Genomic DNA, 20,166 nt, shown 5'->3' with positions numbered 1-20,166 from the left:
CCGCCGGCACCGCCCCCCGCGCTGCGACCGGCTCCGCCGGCCCTTCGACCTCCGCGAATGGGTTGCGGGGCAGGGCCGGCAGCTGCCCGGTGCTCCCTCACGCCCGACGCTTCCTCACGCCCGACGGTCCTTCAGGCCGGCGCTTCTTCCCGCCCGGCGCTTCTTCCCGCCCGGTGGTCCTTCAGGCCCGGTGGTCGCCACGGCCCCTGCTGGTCGACATGGCCTCCCCACTCCTCGGGCGCCCCTGGTCGGCTCAGGCCCCTGCCACCACCTGCCGTGTGCGGGCCCTTTCGAGCTGATGTCGTGAACGAATCAACGGCCGCCCGCCGGGTCCCTGCGGTCACGTCATCGCACCGGCCGAGCGGGGCCGGCCGGGGGCGGAGAAAGAGCGGCGCAGGCTGTTCGCCGCACTGGTGAATCGTCTACGACATCAGCTCGAAAGGGCCCGCACGAGGCATCCAGCCACGCTCCCCGGGGCCAGCGCCCGGCGTCCGGCCAAACTCCCCAACGCCAGCACGCGGCGTCCGGCCAAACTCCCCAACGCCAGCACGCGGCGTCCGGCCAAACTCTCCAAGGCCAGCACCCGGCGTCCGATCAAGCTGCGTGGGGCCAACGCTGGCTTCCGGCCACGCTTCCCAAGGCCAGCGCCGGGCTACCGGCAAAGCTTTCCAAGGCCAGCGCTGGGCTACCGGCAAAGCTCCCCAGGGCCAGGCCGGGCTACCGGCAAAGCTCCCCAGGGCCAGCGCCGGGCTACCGGCCACGCTTTCCAAGGCCAGCGCTGGGCTACCGGTCACGCTTCCCAGGGCCAGCACCAGGCGTCCGGTCGAGCTGCGCGGGACAGCGCTGAAGCTCTGGCCGTGTTCGTGGCGATGGGCAGCACGGCGGCCGGGGCCGCTGTGGCAGCGTGGCCCGGCACGGTGTGGGACGCTCGGCGCGTGGGCAGTATGTCCGGAAAGCGGCATGCGGTGGAGGGGTGGGCACGGCTCGTCTGGGTGCCACCCCTGCTGGCCACGCTGATCGTCGGGCTCTACGACATCGGGCACGCCCAGCCCTGGCGGGACGAGCTGGCCACCTGGAGTGCCGCCGGCCGCCCGCTGGGCGACCTGCTCCGGCTCACCGGCACCGTGGACGCCCCCACCGGGCCGTACTACCTGCTCATGCACGGCTGGGTCCGGCTCTTCGGGGACTCGGCGGCGGCGCTGCGGCTGCCCTCGGCGCTGGCCATGGCCGGGGCGGCCGGGCTCACCGCCGTACTCGGCAGGTGGCTGCTGGGGACGCGGGCCGGCCTGCTCGCCGGCCTGCTCTTCGCGGTCCTTCCCGGCACCTCCCGGTACGCCCAGGAAGCCCGCCCCTACGCGTTGGCCAGCCTCTTCGCCGTGCTGGCCACCCTGCTGCTGGTCGCGGCGCTGCGCCGGCCCGGGTGGACCCGCTGGGCCGGGTACGCGGCTGCCGTCGCCGCGCTCGGCCTGACCCACCTGCTGGCGCTCACCCTGCTGGCCGCGCACGCCGCGGTGGTGCTGGTCGCCTGGCGGCGCGGCCCCGCGGCGGCCGGCCTCAACCCACCACCCACCGACCCGGCGGGCCGAGAGCCGGCTGCCGACCTGCCCGCCCCGGCACAGGACCGGAACGGGACGGCGGACCGCCGGAACGGAACGGCGCACCACCGGGACGGGACGGCGGACGACCGGGACGGGACGGCCGATCGGGACGGGCGGGTGCCGGTGCGCTGGGTGCTCGCCGTGCTGCCGGCGCTCGCCCTGCTCACCCCGCTGCTGCTCACCGCCCGGGGGCAGCGCTCCCGTCAGCTCGACTGGGTCGAACCGGCGCGGCTGGCCGACCTGGCGGCGCTGCCCGGCGCGGTGGCGCAGAGTTCGGTGGTGGGCGGACTGCTGGTCGGCCTGGCCGCCCTCGGCGCGGTCCGGGCGGGTCGCCGGGCGCTGCTGCCCGGGCTCTGCGTGCTCCTGCCGGTGCTGCTGGTCTTCGTCGGCGCGCTGGTGGTGGCCCTCTGGGTGCCTCGCTACCTGGTCTTCACCGTGCCCTTCGCGAGCGTGCTCGCCGGCGCGGCGCTGGCCGGCCCACCGACAGCCGACCCGCCAGCAGAGCAGCGCGGGCCGGATGCGTCGGCCCGGGCCACGGCCGCCGACCCAGCGGCGTCGGCGTCGGCGTCGGCGTCGGCGTCGGCGTCGGCAGCATGGGCGTCGGTGCCGGCAGCGGTGGCGTCGGTGTCGGGGGCGCTCGCGGTGGTGGTGCTCGCCGGGCTGCTCGGCCTGCCCGACCAGGCGGCGCTGCGGCAGACGCACGGCTGGCCGCGCAGCGCGACCGTCGACTACCGGGGGGCGGCGCGGATCGTCGCGGCCGGCCAGCGGCCCGGCGACGCGGTCGTCGTCCACCCCCGGGACGGCTGGCACTTCCTTGACCTCGGGCTGGCGTACCACCTGGATGCCAGGCCACGCGACGCGCTGGTGGTCCGCGACCAGCGGCAGCGCGCGGACCTTTGGGCCACCGAGTGCGCCCGGCCGGCCGAGTGCCTGGCCGGGGTGCGGCGGGCGTGGCTGGTCGTCGCCGGCCGGCGACCCGATCCGCTGGCGGCGGTCCCCGGCGCCAAAGGCAACGCGCTGCGGGCGGGCTTCACCGTCGGTCAGGTGTGGCAGCGGCCCGGTGTCACCGTCGCTCTGCTCACCGCGCGCGGTTAGCCGCGCTCTCCCCGCGCCAGCGGCACGACCAGCACGGCCTCGGTGCCACCGGCCACGCCGGGACGCAGCTCGATGCTGCCGCGCAGCTCCCCGGTGACGAGCGCCCGGACGATCTGCAGGCCCAGCCGGCCACCGCGCTCGGCGTCGAACTCGGCCGGTAGCCCCCGTCCGTTGTCGGCGACCGAGACGTGCAGCTGCTTGCGGAACCGGTGCGCGGTGACCACCACCTGCGGCGCGGCGCCGCCCTCCGGGCCGGCGGCGCCGTCCTCGCCGGCTGGCGGGAAGCCGTGCTCGACGGCGTTGAGCAGCAGCTCGTTGAGGACCATCACCAGCGAGGTGGCGATCTCGGCGGGCAGGACGCCGAAGCTGCCCTTGCGGCGCATGCCGACGCTCACCTCGGTCGCCGCGACCTCGGTGGCCGCGCTGGCCACCCGGTCGACGATCCCGTCGAACTCGACCGCCTCGTCGCTGGACATGGAGAGCGTCTCGTGCACGAGGGCGATCGAGGCAACCCGGCGTACCGACTCCTCCAGCGCCACCCGGGCCTCCGGCATGGACACCCGGCGGGCCTGGAGGCGCAGCAGCGCGGCGACGGTCTGGAGGTTGTTCTTCACCCGGTGGTGGATCTCCCGGATGGTGGCGTCCTTGGTGATCAGCGCCCGGTCGCGGCGGCGTACCTCGGTGATGTCGCGGACCAGCACCAGGGCGCCGATCGGCACGCCGGCCGGCATCAGCGGCAGCGACCGGGTGAGCATGGTGGCGCCCCGGGCGTCGATCTCCCGCCGGGGCGGGGCCTCGCCGCGCAGCGCGGCGAGCACGCCGTTGGCCGCGTCGGTCCCCTCCAGCGGGTCGCTGGCCAGCCGCCGGTGCAGCTTGGCCAGGTCCTCCCCCACCAGATGGGAGGCGTAGCCCAGCCGCCGGTACGCCGACTGCGCGTTCGGGCTGGCGTAGGTGACCTTGCCGTTTGCGTCCAGCCGGACCAGGCCGTCGCCGACCCGGGGCGCCGAGGTGGTCTCGCCCGGGTGCCGGGGCGGCGGGAAGGTGCCGTCGGCGGTCATCTGGGCCAGGTCGTCGGCAGTGGTGAGGTAGTTCAGCTCCAGCTGGCTGGGCGTACGGGCGGTGGACAGGTTGGTGTCCCGGCCCACCACGGCGACCACCTCACCGCACTCACCGTCGGCGGCGCGCAGCCGGACCGGGATCGCCTCGTGCCGGGCGGGCACGTCGCCGTACCAGACCGGGTCGCCCTCCCGCCAGATCCGGCCCTGCCGGTAGGCGACCTCCAGGTGCGCCACCTCCGGCCCGCCGACGATCCGCCCCACCTGGTCGTCGAGGTACGCGGTGGGGGCGGTCGTCGGGCGGACCTGGGCGACGCAGAGGAACGTCCCGTCGCCGTCCACCGGCACCCACAGCAGCAGATCGGCGAAGGAGAGGTCGGACAGCAGCTGCCAGTCCCCCGCGATCCGGTGCAGGTGGTCGATGTCGGCCGGCCGGAGCTGGGTGTGCTCCTCGGCGAGGTCGCGCAGCGTGGACACGAGACACAGCGTGCCACGCCGGGCCTCACCTCGTCGCGGTGACCTTCTTCAGCCCGCGCGGGGCGTCCGGGTCCTCGCCCCGGGCCAGCGCCAGCGACAGCGCCAGCCGTTGCAGGGGCAGGATGTCCAGCAGCGGGGCGTACCGCTCGTCGACCTCGGGCACGGCCATCCGGGTGGCCCCCTCGACCTCGGCGGAGCCGACCACCACCACGTCGGCGCGGCGCTCGCCGAGGCGGGGCAACACCTCCTCCATCGACCGGCCGCCGGGACCCGAGCCGACCACGGCCAGCACCGGCACGTCCGGGTCGGTCATCGCCAGCGGGCCGTGCAGCAGGTCGGCGCCGGAGAAGGCGAGCGCGGGCAGGTAGGAGGTCTCCATCAGCTTCAGCGCGGCCTCCCGGGCGGTCGGGTACGCGTACCCCCGTCCGGTGGTGACGAGCTGGCCGGCGAAGCGGTAGCGGGGCGCGAGCTGGGCCGGGGTGGGGTCGGTCAGGGTGCGCTCGGCCAGCCCGGGCAGGGCGTCCAGCGCGGCCCGCTCGTCGGCGGGGAGCATCCCGTCGCCGGCCCGGACGCCTTCGACCAGCATCAGCAGGGCCAGCAGCTCGGCGGTGTACGTCTTGGTCGCGGCGACCGCCCGCTCGTGCCCGGCGGCGATGTCGACGGAGAGCTCGGCGGTCTCGGCCAGCGGCGAGCCGGGGGCGTTGGTGACCGCCAGGGTGAGCGCCCCGGCGTCGCGGGCGGCGCGCAGCACCTCGGTGAGGTCGGGCGACCCGCCGCTCTGGCTGACCCCGACGACCAGGGCGTCGGAGAGGTCGGGGCGGGCCCCGTAGAGGGTGACCACGCTCGGCGAGGCCAGCCCGGCCGGCAGGCCGAGCCGGATCTCGGTCAGGTACGCCCCGTAGAGCGCGGCGTGGTCGGAGGTGCCCCGGGCGGTGAAGACCACGTGCCGGGGCCGCCGCTGCGCGATCACCGCCGCGACGCGGGCGATCGCCCCGGCGTGCTCGGCGGTGAGCAACCGGGCGTAACCGGCCGGCTGCTCGTCGATGTCGGCGGCCATGCCGGCCCCTGGACGCGTCACGGAAGCTCCTCCCACTGCGCGATTGCCGCGCGTTTCATGCTCAGTCTTGCACTATTGTTCGCGCCTGAGCAATCGTACGAGCAGGAATGCGCAGTGGATCACCAGATCGGCGCGTCATCCCCTAGGCTTGCCCAGCCCTGGAACTGCGAGCGAGAGGCCGACGTGTCGGAGGGACCTGACGAACCCGTGCTGTCCGCCGCGGAGGAGCTCGCGCTGGCCCGGCTGGCGCTCGACGAGGGCGACCTGCCGCACGCCGCCGGTCACCTCGCCGCCGCCATCGTCCAGGCCCCGACCCTGCCCGAGGTGCACGAGACGCTGGCCCGCATCGCCGCGGCCTCCGGCAACGACCTGGAGCTCTTCCCGCTCGGCCAGCGGGTCTTCGTCGGCGCGGTGGTGGCCCGGGCCCACCTGCTCGCCGCCGCCGGGCGCCCGGCCGAGGGGCTCGACCTGCTGGTCGCCGCCACCGGGCACGCGCCGGGCGTCGACTGGGCCGGCGTGCCCTGGGTGAGCGCCCCCGAGCTGGCGCGACGGCTCGACCCGGAACGCGCCGCCCGGATTCTGATGCAGGTCTGCGCCGCCGTGCCCGACCCGGTGCCCCGGGCCGGCCGGCCGCCGCTGCTGCCGTACCTCACCCTCGCCCGCAACGCGGTGGCCGCGCATCCGCGCCACGCGCTGCTGCTGGGCGCGGCGTCCGCGCTGGCCCGGCGCCTCGGCGAGGTCCCTCTCGCCGTCACCTGGGCCAGCCGGGGGGTACGCGCCGAGCCGACCAAACTCGGCGAGGTGTGGCTCGGGTACGCGTACCGCAGCGCGGGCCGGACGCGGGACGCCCTGGCCGCCCTGGAACGGGCCGTCGACCACGATCCCGACGACCTCGCCGTGTACGCGGACATCGCCGGCACCCTGGCCGACACCGGCCGGCTGGACGCGGCGCTGGAGTGGATCGACCGGGCGCTGGCCCGCGACCCCACGTTCGACTGTGCCGTGCACACCGCGCACCGGCTGCGCTACCTGCGCGACGGGGACGTGGCGCACCTGGTCGCCCTCGCCGACTTCGTCCGGGACCATCCCGACGACAGCCACGAGCACGGCGACCTGGCCGAGTGCTGCCGGGGCCGGCCCTGGCTCGGGCAGGTCACCCCGGCGGCCGGCGCGATGGTCGACGCGCTCCGCCGCGCCCTGGCCGCCGACGGGACGCCCGGCCCCTCGGTACGGCTGGCCGCCGTCGAGCCGCCGAGCGCGATGCGTACCGTGGCGGCGGCCGTGCCGGGCCTGGACGTCGAGGTCACCGGCGTGGCCGACCCGGACCCGCGGGAGCCCCGCCGGGCCACCACCTGCCAGCTCTGGCGCTACGACGGCAGCACCGCCGCGCCCACCCTGCCGGCTCCCTCCGCCGACGCGGCGGACCGGGTCCGCCACCTGGCGCATCCCGCCTGGCCCCACCCGCCGGCCGCGTACGACGCCGCGGTGGGGCTGGCCACCCTGGAGCTGGGCGACCTGCTGGGGCTGCTGGTGCATCCGCCCGAGGCGCCCGCGACCGCGCTGGGGCGGGTGCTGACCGGGCAGGACCCGTCGCTCTGGGTGCGGTGCGTGCAGGTCTGGGCCTGCCTCGGCCTGCTGCACCACCGCACCGACGAGCCGTGGGCGGAGTCGACCCGGCGCCGGGTGCTGGTCGAGCTGGTCTGGGGTGTGGAGGACTGGATCACCGAGGCGGCACTGTTCGCCCTGGTCACCGCCGCCTGGGTCGACCCCGCGGTACGCCCCGACGTGGCCCGGGTCGTCGCCGAGCGGCTCGCGGACGCGGCGGAGGTGGCCCGGGACCGGCCGGTGCCGATCGCCACCTCGCTGGCCCACCTGGCGCTGGCCACCCCGGCCCTGGACGAGGCGACCACCGCGCTGGCCGACCGGATCGTCGCCGCCGCGACGGCGCCACCGCCCCGCCGTCCGGGCCTGCTCGCCCGCCTCCGCGCCCGCCTCGCCCGCGCCGTCCGCCGCCCCTGACCCCGCCCGACCAGGCGCCCCCCGCTCGCGGTTGGCCGACCGGGGTCGGGAAAGCGGCGCGGCCGCGCCGTACCCTCGGGGAGGGGACGACGCGGCCGCGACGGAGCCGGGTCAGGCCACCGGGGCCTTGCCGAGGGCGGTCTCGGCCTGCTCCTCGGGGGTCGCCCCGGCCGGGGCGTCGTTGGACGACCGCAGCGGGACCTCCTTGATGAACCAGGCGAGCACCGGCACCACGACGGTGAAGAGCACCGCCCAGAGGAACACGTGGGAGATCGCGCCGGAGAGGCCGCCGAGCACCAGCTCACGCGCCTGGGCCGGCAGCTCCTTGAGCTTCGCCAGGTCCATTCCCTGTCCCTCGCCGGTGCCGCCGCTGAACGCGCTGCCGGCGGCGGAGTCGGCGAGCCGGTTGGCGAAGATGGCGCCGAAGAGCGAGATGCCGAACGAGCCGCCGATGGAGCGGAAGAAGGTGGCCGCGCCGCTGGCCGCGCCGAGGTCCTTCTGCTCGACGCTGTTCTGCGCGATCAGCATCGAGGTCTGCATCAGGAAGCCCATGCCGACGCCGAGCACGACCATGTAGAGCGAGGACTCGGCCTTGCCGGTGCCCACGTCGAGGCGGCTGAGCAGGAGCATGCCGGCGGTCATCACCACGCCGCCGACGATCGGGAACATCCGGTACCGGCCGGTTTTGGTGATCGCCCGGCCGACCACCAGCGAGACCACCAGCATGCCGAACATCAGCGGGAGCAGCAGCAGGCCGCTGTTGGTGGCCGAGGCGCCCTGCACGGTCTGCTGGTAGAGCGGCAGGAAGTTCATCGCGCCGAACATCGCGAAGCCGAGCAGGAAGCCGATCACCGAGATCAGCGCGAAGTTGCGGTTGGCGAAGAGCCCGAGCGGCAGGATGGGCTCGGGAACCCGGCGCTCGACGAGGCCGAAGGCGGCCAGCGTCACCACGGCGAGCACCGCCAGGCCGAGGATCTGCGGGGAGACCCAGTCGTACTCGTTGCCACCCCAGGTGGTGAGCAGGACGATCGCGGTGATGCCGATCGAGAGCAGGGCGGCGCCCAGCCAGTCGATCTTGTGCTCGGTCCGGTACTTCGGCAGGTGCATGGTGGTGGCCAGCACCAGCAGCGCGACCCCGCCCAGCGGCAGGTTGACGTAGAACGCCCAGCGCCAGGAGAGGTTGTCGGTGATGAACCCGCCGACCAGCGGGCCGGCCACCATGGCGATGGCCATGATGCCGGCGATCATGCCCTGGTAGCGGCCGCGCTCGCGGGGCGGCACCAGGTCACCGATGATCGCCATCACGCCAACCATCAGGCCGCCCGCGCCCAGGCCCTGCACCGCGCGGAACGCGATCAGCTCGACCATGCCGTCGCCGGGGCCGCCGAGCATGTCCGAGCCGGCCATCCCGCAGAGCGCCGAGCCGACCAGGAAGACGACCACCGAGGTCAGGAAGACCGCCTTGCGCCCGTACAGGTCGCCGAGCTTGCCCCAGATCGGGGTGGAGACCGTCGTGCCCAGGACGTACGCGGTGACGACCCAGGTGAAGTGGTCGACGCCGCCGAACTCGCCGACGATCCGCGGCAGCGCGGTGCTGACGATCATGTTGTCGAGCATCGCGAGCATCATCGCGATCATCAGGCCGAACAGCACGACCCTGACGTTGGGTCTCGCCGCCGTCTGGCTTGCCTGACTCATGGGTAAGCTCCCCCGGAGAAGTGTCACACTTACTTGCCGCCCGGCTAGTTACCTTACTAGCCGCACGGTAAGTTGGACAGCGAGAGACCGTCAAGCGAGTTGGGTGGTGCAGGTGAGGGAGAGCACAGGCGGCACGCGTGAGCGTATCCAGGCCGTCGCGCTGGAGCTCTTCACCGAGCAGGGGTACGAGCGGACCTCGCTGCGCGAGATCGCCGAGCGGCTCAACGTCACCAAGGCGGCGCTGTACTACCACTTCAAGAGCAAGGACGAGATCGTCAACAGCCTGGTCGAGGACCGCGTGCGGCGGATCGACGAGCTGATCGCCTGGGCCCGGTCGCAGCCGCCCACCCGGGCCACCCGGCGGGCGCTGGTGAACAGGTACGCCGACATGATGTTCGCCAGCGAGCAGCCCTCGGTGATGCGGTTCTTCGAGCAGAACCAGACCGTGCTGAAGAGCCTCTCGGCCGGCATGCAGATGCGTGAGCGGATGCTGGGCCTCGCCGACCAGCTGTGCCAGGGCGACAAGTCACCCGCCGCGCAGCTGCGCGCGACCCTGACCCTCTTCGCGGTGCACAGCAGCTGGTTCGCGGTGCGCACCCCGCACATCACCGACCAGGAGCGCAAGAAGATCGCGCTGGAGGTCGCCGACGAGCTGCTCGCCGGGATCGGGGAGCCGGAGCCGGACGCGGCTCAGGGCTGACCGGTTAGCTCCAGCCGCAGGCCCAGCAGGTCCACCCCGGGCACCGGCGACCAGTCCTTCTCGCGCAGCCGGACGAAGCCCATCCGCTCGTAGAGCCGGTGCGCCGGCGCGGCGAACCCACCGCGTACGCAGATCACCACCGCCGTGCAGCCCAGCGCGGCGGCCCGGTCGACGCAGGCCCGGGCCAGCGCCGCCCCGGCACCCCGACCCTGGGCCGCCGGGTCCACGGCGAGCATCCGGAACTCCGCCTCGCCCGGACCGGAGAGCTCCGCGTACGGGCTGCCGGGCAGCACGAAGGTCACCGAGCCGAGCACCTCGCCGGTCGCCTCGTCCACGGCCACCAGCACCTCGCCGTGGGTCGCCCGGTGCGTCACGTCGGCGAGCACCTCGGCGTACCCGTGCTCGCCCTTGAGCTGCCCGTCCGCCTCGTACGCGGCCACCGTCAGCCGGGCGATCGCGGCGAAGTCGGCCGAGGTCGCCGGGCGGACCAGCGGGCCGGTCAATCGATCACCGCGATCAGGTCACCGTCCTGCACGACGTCGCCCTCGTTGACGGCGAGCTGCTTGACCACGCCGTCGGACTCGGCGACGACGGGAATCTCCATCTTCATCGACTCCAGGATCACGAGCGTGTCCCCCTCGGACACGGTGTCCCCGGCCGACGCGACGACCTTCCAGACGTTGGCCACCATCTCGGCACGGATCTCCTCGGCCATCTTCCGGCCCTCCCTCTCGCGATTGCCTGCCGACGTATCCAATCATGCGGCGGCACGCGATGGGCGGGGAGCGGGCGGCGCCACGTCCACGACCGGAAACGCCGCGCGCTCGCCCCGCCCCGGCGGACGATGGCGGGTACCGGCCGCACTAGCATCAGCGGGTCGGACCCTGGCGCCGGGAGGACCGGTGCGCGCACCGGCCGAGGGTCGCCGCAGCAGGGATCCGCCCATCACGAGGAGGTCAGCATGGCGAAGAAGTCCCGTAGGAAGAAGGCCCGTAGGAAGAACGCCGCGAACCACGGCAAGCGCCCCAACTCCTGATCTCGCACGGCGGGACCCCGCCGTCGCGGTCAGCACCGCCGGCCCGAGGGCCGGACAGACCGGTGGCCCGGGTCGGATCGACCCGGGCCACCGTCGTGTTCCGCGTACGTTCAGTCGGCCAGTTCGCGCGACTCGGTCGTCTCGAAGACCACCAGCTCGGTCAGGCGGATCCGCAGCCGCTCGCGCAGCTGGTCGGGGGCGATCTCGTTGCCGCAGCAGCGGGCGACGAGCGCCTTCACCTCCTGCTCGATGCCGAACTCGCGCAGGCAGTGCCCGCACTCGTCGAGGTGGTGGCGGATCAGCGTGCGCCGTTCCTCCGCGCACTCCAGGTCCAGGTAGAGGTAGACCTCCGCGAGTACCTCACGGCAGTCCGTCTCGTGCGGCTTTCCACAGCTCACGTCACACCTCCCGGCCGGCAGCGGCGGTCGAGCCCTTCGAGGACTGCGCGGCGCTGAAACCACGCTCCGCGGCGTAGCGCTCGAGCAGCTTCCGCAGATTACGTCGACCGCGGTGCAGCCGGGACATCACGGTGCCGATCGGCGTGCCCATGATGTCGGCGACCTCCTTGTAGGAGAACCCCTCGACGTCGGTCAGGTAGACCGCCAGGCGGAACTCCTCCGGCAGCTGCTGGAGGGCCTCCTTGACGTCGCTGTCCGGCAGCCGGTCCAGCGCCTCGGTCTCGGCCGACCGCAGACCGCTGGAGGTGTGCGACTCGGCCTCGGCGAGCTGCCAGTCGGTGATCTCCTCGGTGGGCGCCTGGATGGGCTGGCGCTGCCGCTTGCGGTAGGTGTTGATGTAGGTGTTGGTCAGGATCCGGTAGAGCCAGGCCTTCAGGTTCGTGCCCTGCTCGAACTGGTGGAAGGCGGCGTACGCCTTCAGGTAGGTCTCCTGGACCAGGTCCTCGGCATCCGCGGGGTTGCGTGTCATCCGCAACCCGGCAGCGTAGAGCTGGTCGACGAAGGGCATCGCGTCCCGCTCGAAGCGGGCCCTGCGCTCGTCCGTCTTTTCGGTGGTCAACCGCACATCCCCTCGCGTCGGATGCTTCCCCGCCGAGGATACGCGTACCGACCTGCCGGCAGATTCGGTTCCGCCGGGTGTGCCCGCTCTCACCACCGCCGTGCCGCCCACCGTCGCGGGCCAGTCCGGTCCGCCCAGCAGCTGCCGGAGCTGCCGCGCTTCCCGTTCGTCCCGTTCCCGGCTCCGTGTCTCGGTCGGCACCGGTCACCCCCCTCGCCAGATGTGTCGCTCCGGTGGTGGTAACGCCCGGTCGGGGTCCGGACATTCCGCCAGCCGCCCCCGTTCCTGGTCCCGGCCTCGGCGGAGACCGACGCTGGGACCAGGAAGGGCCTGGGAGGACGGTGCCGTTCGCCCGGATCGGGCGGCCGGCACCATCCGATGCAACGACCCTGCGCCGCGCCGGTCACGCTCGCCGGGGGAGTCGCTGGGCAGCTGCGACGCCGGCCGTTCCGTCCTCGTCGCCGGCCGTGGCCCGGGGAGAAGACACCGTCATCAGCCTGATACCTCAGAGGCATCTTGAGACCTCTGAGGTATCCCGCTCGTGGTCGCATCCGCCCCAGGCGGTTCACCGACAGTGACGGGCGGCGGCCGGCCACCCGCCGTGGCTCAGGGCAGCGCCCAGCCCCGCTCGCGGAGCCAGGCGAGCACTGCCGTGGCCACGGCGGCCGGGTCCTTGCGCAGGTCGTGACGCTCACCGGGGCGGACGACCACGCGGACCGAGGCGTCGGCCTCGGGCACGCCGAAGGGATCGCGGTCGCCGTTGACCACCAGGGTGGGCAGCCCGGTCAGCAGCTCGGCCGCGCGGGACCGCTCCGGCCGGCCCGGCGGGTGCAGCGGGAAGGCCAGCGCGACCACCCCGGCCGCACCCACGGCCGCCGCCGTACGACAGGCCACCCGGGCACCGCTGGACCGCCCGCCGACCAGCAGCGGCACATCCGGGTGCCGGGTACGCAGCCCGGCGACCACCGCCGTCCACGCCTCGTCGAGGTGCCCGGCCGGTGCCGGCGCCCGCCGCCCGGCCACCCGGTACGGCTGGGTCACCCGCGCCACCGCCACCCCCGCGCCGACGGCCGCGTCCCGGACCGCGAGCAGGTCGGGGGCGTCCACGTCGCCGCCCGCCCCGTGCCCGAGCACGAGCAGGGCGACCGGCGGGCCGGCCGGCAGGTCGGCCTCGACCCGGGCCAGGCCCCGTGGAGTGTCGATCTCGTCGCGGTGCGGCACCGGCCCATTCTGCGCCGCCGGGCCGCCGGACACGGCGACCAGGCCGGCCGGGACGCCCGACGGTGGGCGTTCCCGGCGGCTCAGTCGACGAGCGGTGCCGTGGCGGGCGGGTGCCGGCTCAGCTCAGCGGCACCAGCGTGAGCAGGCGGTCGCGCACCGGCGGGCCGGCGTCGTCCGCGGCGTCCGGATCCGGTTGCACCTCGCTGCGCCAGGCGACCAGCATGGCCCGCCGCTCGCGCGGCGTGGTGCCACCCCAGACACCGTGGCAGTCGCCGACCTCCAGCGCCCAGGCCAGGCACGAGCCCTGCACGTCGCAACTGCGGCAGAGCGCGACGGCGGCGTCGGCCGGCTCGTTGGGCGCCGGAAAGAATGTTTCCGGATCGACGCTCTGGCAGGTTCCTCTGGTCCGCCAGGCCTCGTCCTGGCGGCGTTCGCGCAACGCCCGCAACAGTCGCGGATCTCGTCGTGCGGCGGCCACCTCGTGCGGTCGGGGCATACGCGCCCGGGTCATCACACCCACCTCCCCCGTGGGACCGGCAAGATCGACGGGCGTCGTTCGCACCGCGCGAAGACGCTCCCAGTGCCGGCGCTGTGTTCTATCGCACCCGTGGACACGGAGACAAGGGGCTGTGCACAAAGATGACTGAAGATCCGAGCGAAATTTCGCCCGGAACTCTGGCAATTCGTACGCGACAATGTCGCGAATCGCGTTCAGAAAAGCGTCATTTCCCCCTCGACGCGCTCCTCGGGCAGCGGCACCCGCTCGATCAACCCCGGGCCGTCGTTGCGCACGTCGCCCACCGCCGGACCCACCGGCCGGATCTCCAGACCGGCGAGCCAGTCGACCGGCGGCGGGGCGAGCAGCGTGGCCGGGTCGTCGGCCGGCCCGAGCCAGGCCGCCCAGCGGTCGGCGGGCAGCAGCAGCGGCATCCGGTCGTGCACCTCGGCCAGCTCCCCCACCGCGGCGGTGGTGAGCACGCTGAACGTCAGCAGCGACTCCCAGCGTGACCAGATGCCGGCGAACGCCAGCACCGAGCCGTCCCGGGGGGTCATGTAGTAGGGCTGCTTGCCGCCGGCGGGGCGGCGCACCCACTCGTACCAGCCGTCGGCGGGGACCAGGCAGCGCCGGCGGGCGAACAATTCGGCGTACGCGCGACTGGTGGCGACCGTCTCGACCCGGGCGTTGATCATGCGGGCGGCGCCGGCCGCCGAGCGCGACCAGTGCGGCACCAGGCCCCAGCGCCCCGCCGACAGCATCCGACCGGCCTCGGCGTCCATCCGCACGACCGGCACCGGATCGGTCGGCGCGACGTTGTGGTCGGGCGCGAGCCGGCCGTCGGTGTCGTCGTACGACTCGAACAGCGCGCTCAGGTCACCGGCGCTCCGGGTCGTGGCGTACCTCCCGCACATGGCGCACACGCTAACGCCCCGCCGGCTTCCCGGCTGTCCCGCCAACCGGGAGCAGGACCGACGGCCGGCTCCACGGGCCGGCGAGCTTGGCAGAATGTAACCGTGGGGAATCCGACCGCGACCCGGCCGCAGCAGCCGTGGACCGCACCGACCGCCAGTGATCCGGTTGCCGCGACGCTGCGCCTGCCCGGCTCCAAGTCGATGACCGCCCGGGCGCTGGTGCTCAGCGCCCTGGCCAGCGGTCCGTCGACCCTGCACGGGCCGCTGCGCGCGCGGGACACCGAGCTGATGGCCGGCGGGCTGCGGGCGATGGGCGCGCACATGTCGATCTCCGACGACGAGCGCTGGCTGGTCCGGCCGCACCGGCTGGTCGGTCCGGCCCACGTCGACGTCGGGCTGGCCGGCACGGTGATGCGCTTCGCGCCGCCGGTCGCCGGCCTGGCCGAGGGGCGGGTCACCTTCGACGGCGACCCGCAGGCCCGGGTCCGCCCGCTCGGTCCGCTGATCGGCGCGCTGCGCTCGCTCGGCGTACGCGTCGAGGCCCCGGCCGTCGGCAGCCTGCCGCTGACGGTGCAGGGCACCGGCCGGGTCGCCGGCGGCGAGGTGGTGATCGACGCCTCCGCCTCCAGCCAGCTCGTCTCCGGCCTGCTGCTCGCCGGCGCGCGCTTCGACCGGGGCGTGGTGGTGCGCCACCAGGGCCCGCCCGTCCCCTCCGCGCCGCACCTGCGGATGACCGTGCAGATGCTGCGGGCGGCCGGCGCCGCGGTCGACGACAGCGTCCCGGACGTCTGGGTGGTCGAGCCCGGCCCGCTGGCCGGGCGCGGCTGGGAGATCGAGCCGGACCTCTCCGGCGCGGTCCCGTTCTTCGCCGCCGCGCTGGTCACCGGCGGTGAGGTGACGTTGCAGGGCTGGCCGCGCAGCAGCGCGCAGCCGGTCGAGCAGCTCCGCTCGCTGCTGCACCGGATGGGCGGCGAGGTGACCCTCGGCACCGCCGGCCTGACCGTGCGCGGCACCGGCACGGTGCACGGCCTGGCGGCCGACCTCTCCGACGTCAGCGAGCTGACCCCGGCGCTGACCGCGCTGGCCATGCTGGCCGACTCCCCGTCCCGGTTCACCGGCATCGCGCACATCCGCGGCCACGAGACCGACCGGATCGCCGCCCTCGCCCGCGAGTTCACCTCGCTCGGCGCCGACCTGACCGAGTCCTCCGACGGGCTGGAGATCCGGCCCCGCCCGCTGCGCGGCGGCACCTTCCGCACCTACGCCGACCACCGGATGGCGCACGCCGCCGCGGTGGCCGGGCTGGCCGTCCCCGGCATCGAGGTGGACGATGTGGCGTGTACCTCCAAGACCATGCCCGAGTTCCCGGCACTATGGTCGGCAATGGTGACCGGTAAGAGCTGAGGCGTAGAGGGGGCGGTCCTGGCGACCAGACGGCGGGAGTACGACGAGGACGACGTACGGGTCCGGCCCGGAAAGTCCTCGCGTCCACGCACCCGCACCCGGCCCTTGCACGCCGACGCGGTCGACGGCCTCGTGATCGCCGTCGACCGGGGCCGCTACACCTGCGTGCTGGCCGGCGCCGACGCCGACGACACGGTGACCGCGATGCGGGCCCGGGAGCTGGGGCGCAAGTCGGTGGTGGTCGGCGACCGGGTGGGCCTGGTCGGGGACACCTCCGGGGCGGCCGGCGCGCTGGCCCGGATCGTCCGGATCGCCGAGCGGCGCTCGGTGCTGCGGCGGACCGCCGAGGACGACGCGACCACCGCCGAGGGGCGGCTGGAACGGGTCGTGGTCGCCAACGCCGACCAGTTGGTGATCGTCAGCGCGCTGGCCGACCCGCCGCCGCGCACCGGCTTCATCGACCGCTGCCTGGTGGCCGCGTACGACGCCGGCATCGAGCCGCTGCTCTGCCTGACCAAGGCCGACCTGGCCGGGCCCGAGCAGGTGCTCGGCTACTACACCGAGCTGGAACTGCCGTACGTGCTCGTCCGCCCGGACTCCGACCTCGACGCGCTGCGGGCGCTGCTCTCCGGCCGGGTCTCGGTCATGGTCGGGCACTCCGGTGTGGGCAAGTCGACGCTGGTCAACCGCCTGGTGCCGGAGGCCGCCCGGGCCGTCGGCGTGGTCAGCGCGATCGGCCGGGGCCGGCACACCTCCACCAGCGCCGTGGCGCTGCGGCTGCCGCCCGCGCCGGGCGTCGACGGCGACCCCGGCTGGATCATCGACACCCCCGGGGTACGCAGCTTCGGGCTCGCCCACGTCTCGGCGGAGAGCCTGCTGCACGGCTTCGCCGACCTGGTCGAGGCGACGGTGGACTGCCCGCCGAACTGCCCGCACACCGCCGACGCGGCCGACTGCGCGCTGGACGCCGGGGTGGCAGCCGGCAAGGCCGACCCGCGCCGGCTGGCGTCGTACCGTCGGCTGTTGTCCTCCCGGTCCGGCGAGGGTGACCCGCGCGGCGAGGCCGACCAGCGGAATCCAGGCGACCCGCTTGCCGGGTCCTGACCCGGCCGTGGCTACGGTTCCTGCCATGACCGGGTACGCCGACGACATCGCCCTCGCCCACCAGCTCGCGGACGCCGCCGACGCCATCTCCACGGCCCGCTTCCGCGCGCTCGACCTGCGGGTCGAGGCCAAGCCGGACCTCACCCCGGTCTCCGACGCGGACACCGCCGTGGAGCGGGAGATCCGCGCGCTGCTGGCCGGCCGCCGCCCCGGCGACGGCCTGCTCGGCGAGGAGTACGGCGAGCAGCCCGCCGCCGGGCCGGGGGGTCGGCGCTGGGTGGTCGACCCGATCGACGGCACCAAGAACTTCGTCCGGGGCGTGCCGGTCTGGGCCACCCTGATCGCGCTGCTGGAGGGGGACCGTCCCGTGGTCGGGCTGGTCTCCGCCCCGGCGTTGGGCCGCCGCTGGTGGGGCGCGCTCGGCGAGGGCGCGTACGCCGGGCCGGACGCCGCCTCCGGCACGCCGATCCGGGTCTCCGCCGTCGGCGACCTGGCCGACGCGAGCTTCTGCTACTCCTCGCTGAGCGGCTGGGAGGAGGCGGGTCGGCTGGACGCGATGCTCCAGCTCATGCGGGACACCTGGCGCAGCCGCGCGTACGGCGACTTCTACGGTTACATGCTGCTGGCCGAGGGTGCACTGGACGTCATGGTGGAGCCCGAGTTGTCGCTCTGGGACGTCGCCGCGCTGGTGCCGGTGGTGACCGAGGCCGGGGGCGTGTTCACCGATCTGTCCGGCCGTGGAGTCCCTGCTGGGGATGGTTCCGGGGAGCACAGCGCGGTGGCCAGCAACGGCCTGCTGCACGCCGACATCCTCGCCCGGCTGGGTCGGCCAACCGCGCGCTGACCCCCGGGCACCCTCTATCCTCGCCAGGTGGTGTCCTCCGGTTGGTGCTTCCTCGCGGCCATGATCGTCGCGTACGGCTTCGCCAACATGTTGCAGTCGGTCGCCGCCGCCCGGACGACCGTGCACCACACCTTCGATCCGGGGCTGCTGCTGAAGCTGGCCGTGCACCGCACCTACCTGGTCGGTCTGCTCTGCCAGGTGATCGGGTTCGTGCTGGCCTTCCTGGCCCGCCGGGACTTGCCGCTGTTCCTGGTGCAGGCCAGCGTGGCCGCCGGGCTGGGGGTCACCGCCGTGCTGGGCGTGGTGGTGCTCAAGTGGCGGCTGCCGAAGGCGGAGGTGGCCCTGCTGGTGCTGCTCTTCGGCGGGATCACCGCGCTGGTGCTCTCCGCCCAGCCGGCGCCGTCGAAGTCCCTCGGCACCGCCGGCCTGGTCGCCCTCACCGTGGCGCTGGGCGGCATCGGGGTGCTCGGCTTCTTCGCCGTCCGCCTGCACGGGCCGCCCGGGTCGGTGGCGCTCGGCTCGCTGGCCGGGATGGCGTTCTCCGCCGCCGCGGTGGCCGCCCGCCCGCTGGCGTCCGCGCCGACGGCCGAGGCGTTCGTCCAGGACCCGCTGCTCTACCTGCTGATCGCGCACTCCCTGGTCGGGCAGCTGCTGCTCGGGCTGGCGATGCAACGCGGCTCCACCACGGCCGCCGTCGCCGCGATGGACGCCGCCGGGGCGGTGCCCGCCGCGATCGTCGGCCTGCTGCTGCTCAACGACCGGATCTGGCCGGGCCGGGAGTGGCTGGCCGCGGTCGGCTTCCTGGTCACCCTCGCCGCGGTCATCGGGCTCACCCGGTACGCCGAACCGCAGCACCACCATGCCGTCGTCCAGCGACGGGAACGGATCGCGGTCGGCGCCGGCCCACCACCGCGGTGACCGGCGGTCAGGCCTCGACCGGCTTGCGCCGGAGCACCACCCGCTCGTAGAGCCGCTCCAGGGCGCTGGCGGTGCGCTCCCAGGTGTAGCTGCACCGCACCCGGTCCACCGCCGCGTGCCCGTACGCGAACCGCCCGGCGTTGTCGGCCAGCAGCCGGCGCAGCGTCACGCCCAGCGTGCGGACGTCGCCCGGGGGCACCAGCCGCCCGGTGACCTCGTCGACCACGGCGTCGGCGATGCCGCCCATCGCGTACCCGACCACCGGTACGCCGCAGGCCATCGCCTCCAGCGACACCCGGCCGGCGGAGGAGTAGTGCGGGGTGCAGGCGACCACGTCGGCCGAGCGGTACCAGGTGGCCATCTGGTCGTGCGGTACCGCCCCGACCAGCTTCACCTGGTCGGCGACCCCGGTCCGCTCGGCCAGCTCGCGCAGCCGGCGGGCCTCGGCGTGGGTGGCCAGCTCCTCGGGCGGCGGGCCGCCGGCGATGACCAGCTCGGCGTCGCCCACCAGGCGCATCGCCCGGATCAGGTCCTCCTGGCCGTGGCCGGGCGACAGCCCGCCGACGGAGAGGATGCGGGCCCGCTGGTCGCGGGGGGCCGCCTCGCCGTCGGGGTGGAACCGCTCGATGTCCACCCCGGCGGGGACCATCGCCACCGACGTGCGTTGCAGGCCCATCCGGGTCAGTTCGTCCACCTCGTCGTTGCACTGGGCGACCGCGATGTCCACCGCGCGGGTCAGCGCCCGCTCCAGCGGGATCCGCTCCCCCGGGCCGTCGTACTGCTGGCCGAGGTGGCGCAGCTGCTCGACGCCGAGGGAGTGGAAGGTCTGCACGACCGGGATGTCCGTCTCGCGTACCGCGTGGGCGGCGGCGAGGCCGCCGATCCAGTAGTGCCCGTGCACCACCTCGGGGGTCCACTCCGCGGCCCAGCGGTCGGCCAGCCACCGGCCGAACTCCGACACGTACGGCACCAGCTCGGCGGTGGGCGTGATCCGGGCCGGCCCGACGGGCACCCGTTCGAGGCGGTAGCCGTCCACCTCCACGACCTCCGGCAGGGCGGGGTCGTCGCGGCGCTCGTAGACCCGTACGTCGTGGCCGCGCCCGGCCAGCTCGGCGGCGACCCGGGCGATGTGCTCGCGGGTGCCGACGGCGGGGGCGTCCGCATGCCGGGCCGAGCCGGCGTGCGCGCAGACGAGGCCGACGCGCATGGTCACCTCCATGCGATTCGTGAGGGATGGTCCTCCGGTCAGAGGGTCCCATTAACCCGGCCCCGGCGAGCCGAAACCTGGCAGATCGGGAGCAGTCGGAACGCTGTCGGCCGACCGTTGCGGGCACCCCGCCAGCGAGCCGCCGGCAGGCCCCCGCCGCGGGACTTTCCGCAGGTCCCACCCGCTTTCGCGGCGGGTCTGGCGGGGTGAGCGAAGGCCGGCACCCGGCCTTCCGGGGTGATCGGTTTAGGCCATCGTCCAGCCGGGTGTCCGGAAGGCCCGACATGCCGGCATCGCCGCCCGGGG

At 74.6% G+C, this 20,166-nt stretch carries 17 protein-coding genes and 1 pseudogene; 7 read left to right on the top strand and 11 right to left on the bottom strand.

What is annotated here, in order from left to right; all coding sequences use genetic code 11:
- The first annotated feature begins 935 nt into the window (after window positions 1-935).
- The gene (locus tag KBX37_RS03575; RefSeq protein WP_374103646.1) at window positions 936-2,693 is read left to right on the top strand and encodes a glycosyltransferase family 39 protein; all 1,758 of its coding nucleotides are present in this window, start codon (window positions 936-938) and stop codon (window positions 2,691-2,693) included.
- Here KBX37_RS03575 and KBX37_RS03570 read toward each other — a convergent pair.
- Both KBX37_RS03570 and KBX37_RS03565 read right to left on the bottom strand, forming a co-directional pair.
- Complete coding sequence (locus KBX37_RS03570) at window positions 2,690-4,225, bottom strand: PAS domain-containing sensor histidine kinase (protein WP_210774479.1); 1,536 nt, start codon at window positions 4,223-4,225, stop codon at window positions 2,690-2,692. The two genes, KBX37_RS03575 and KBX37_RS03570, sit on opposite strands and share 4 nt — an antisense overlap.
- Window positions 4,226-4,250: 25 nt before the next feature.
- A complete protein-coding gene (locus KBX37_RS03565; protein ID WP_210774520.1) occupies window positions 4,251-5,282 on the bottom strand; it encodes an SIS domain-containing protein in 1,032 nt (343 codons plus the stop codon).
- Window positions 5,283-5,465: 183 nt separating this feature from the next.
- Here KBX37_RS03565 and KBX37_RS03560 point away from each other — a divergent pair, with 183 nt between their 5' ends.
- The gene (locus tag KBX37_RS03560; protein ID WP_307848926.1) at window positions 5,466-7,301 is read left to right on the top strand and encodes a tetratricopeptide repeat protein; all 1,836 of its coding nucleotides are present in this window, start codon (window positions 5,466-5,468) and stop codon (window positions 7,299-7,301) included.
- Window positions 7,302-7,412: 111 nt separating this feature from the next.
- Here KBX37_RS03560 and KBX37_RS03555 read toward each other — a convergent pair whose 3' ends face one another.
- Window positions 7,413-8,999, bottom strand: a complete 1,587-nt coding sequence (locus KBX37_RS03555; protein ID WP_210774477.1) for an MDR family MFS transporter — start codon at window positions 8,997-8,999, stop codon at window positions 7,413-7,415.
- A 112-nt stretch (window positions 9,000-9,111) separates the two neighbouring features.
- Between KBX37_RS03555 and KBX37_RS03550 the strand changes: the two genes are divergently transcribed.
- Window positions 9,112-9,699 carry a TetR/AcrR family transcriptional regulator gene (locus KBX37_RS03550; RefSeq protein ID WP_374103645.1) on the top strand — a complete coding sequence of 196 codons (588 nt, stop codon included), beginning with the start codon at window positions 9,112-9,114 and terminating at the stop codon, window positions 9,697-9,699.
- On the opposite strand, the gene KBX37_RS03545 is transcribed toward KBX37_RS03550, so the two are convergent.
- From KBX37_RS03545 to KBX37_RS03515, 7 genes are all read right to left on the bottom strand, one after another.
- Window positions 9,690-10,202, bottom strand: coding sequence for a GNAT family N-acetyltransferase (locus KBX37_RS03545; RefSeq protein ID WP_210774476.1), 513 nt, complete (start codon window positions 10,200-10,202; stop codon window positions 9,690-9,692). The two genes, KBX37_RS03550 and KBX37_RS03545, sit on opposite strands and share 10 nt — an antisense overlap.
- Window positions 10,199-10,414, bottom strand: a complete 216-nt coding sequence (locus tag KBX37_RS03540) for a biotin/lipoyl-binding carrier protein (protein ID WP_088973021.1) — start codon at window positions 10,412-10,414, stop codon at window positions 10,199-10,201. Before KBX37_RS03540 ends, KBX37_RS03545 begins: the two co-directional genes overlap by 4 nt.
- 431 nt (window positions 10,415-10,845) lie before the next feature.
- Window positions 10,846-11,133: a mycothiol system anti-sigma-R factor gene (gene rsrA / locus KBX37_RS03535; RefSeq protein ID WP_210774475.1), complete on the bottom strand. Its 288-nt coding sequence runs from the start codon at window positions 11,131-11,133 to the stop codon at window positions 10,846-10,848.
- A 1-nt stretch (window position 11,134) separates the two neighbouring features.
- Entirely contained in the window at window positions 11,135-11,953 is an 819-nt protein-coding gene (locus tag KBX37_RS03530) for a sigma-70 family RNA polymerase sigma factor (protein ID WP_210774474.1), read from the bottom strand.
- A 405-nt stretch (window positions 11,954-12,358) separates the two neighbouring features.
- Complete coding sequence (locus KBX37_RS03525; protein ID WP_210774473.1) at window positions 12,359-12,973, bottom strand: alpha/beta family hydrolase; 615 nt, start codon at window positions 12,971-12,973, stop codon at window positions 12,359-12,361.
- A gap of 118 nt (window positions 12,974-13,091) precedes the next feature.
- A complete protein-coding gene (locus KBX37_RS03520) occupies window positions 13,092-13,484 on the bottom strand; it encodes a WhiB family transcriptional regulator (RefSeq protein ID WP_088979381.1) in 393 nt (130 codons plus the stop codon).
- A gap of 200 nt (window positions 13,485-13,684) precedes the next feature.
- Complete coding sequence (locus tag KBX37_RS03515; protein WP_210774472.1) at window positions 13,685-14,383, bottom strand: SOS response-associated peptidase; 699 nt, start codon at window positions 14,381-14,383, stop codon at window positions 13,685-13,687.
- A 102-nt stretch (window positions 14,384-14,485) separates the two neighbouring features.
- Here KBX37_RS03515 and aroA point away from each other — a divergent pair, with 102 nt between their 5' ends.
- From aroA to KBX37_RS03495, 4 genes and pseudogenes are all read left to right on the top strand, one after another.
- A complete protein-coding gene (aroA, locus tag KBX37_RS03510) occupies window positions 14,486-15,787 on the top strand; it encodes a 3-phosphoshikimate 1-carboxyvinyltransferase (RefSeq protein ID WP_210774471.1) in 1,302 nt (433 codons plus the stop codon).
- A 204-nt stretch (window positions 15,788-15,991) separates the two neighbouring features.
- Window positions 15,992-16,891: a ribosome small subunit-dependent GTPase A gene (rsgA, locus tag KBX37_RS03505; RefSeq protein WP_247656979.1), complete on the top strand. Its 900-nt coding sequence runs from the start codon at window positions 15,992-15,994 to the stop codon at window positions 16,889-16,891.
- 25 nt (window positions 16,892-16,916) lie between these two features.
- Window positions 16,917-17,735, top strand: a complete 819-nt coding sequence (gene hisN / locus KBX37_RS03500; protein WP_210774469.1) for a histidinol-phosphatase — start codon at window positions 16,917-16,919, stop codon at window positions 17,733-17,735.
- A gap of 60 nt (window positions 17,736-17,795) precedes the next feature.
- Window positions 17,796-18,703: pseudogene (locus KBX37_RS03495) on the top strand (hypothetical protein).
- Here the strand turns inward: KBX37_RS03495 and KBX37_RS03490 are convergent.
- Window positions 18,661-19,860: a glycosyltransferase gene (locus KBX37_RS03490; protein ID WP_210774467.1), complete on the bottom strand. Its 1,200-nt coding sequence runs from the start codon at window positions 19,858-19,860 to the stop codon at window positions 18,661-18,663. The pseudogene KBX37_RS03495 and the gene KBX37_RS03490 sit on opposite strands and share 43 nt — an antisense overlap.
- Window positions 19,861-20,166 lie beyond the last annotated feature (306 nt).

The organism is Micromonospora sp. U56, assembly GCF_018070095.1.
GTDB lineage: Bacteria > Actinomycetota > Actinomycetes > Mycobacteriales > Micromonosporaceae > Micromonospora > Micromonospora purpureochromogenes.
The sequence above is the reverse complement of the archived record's forward strand: the minus strand, read 5'-3'. Positions and strand labels throughout refer to the sequence as shown.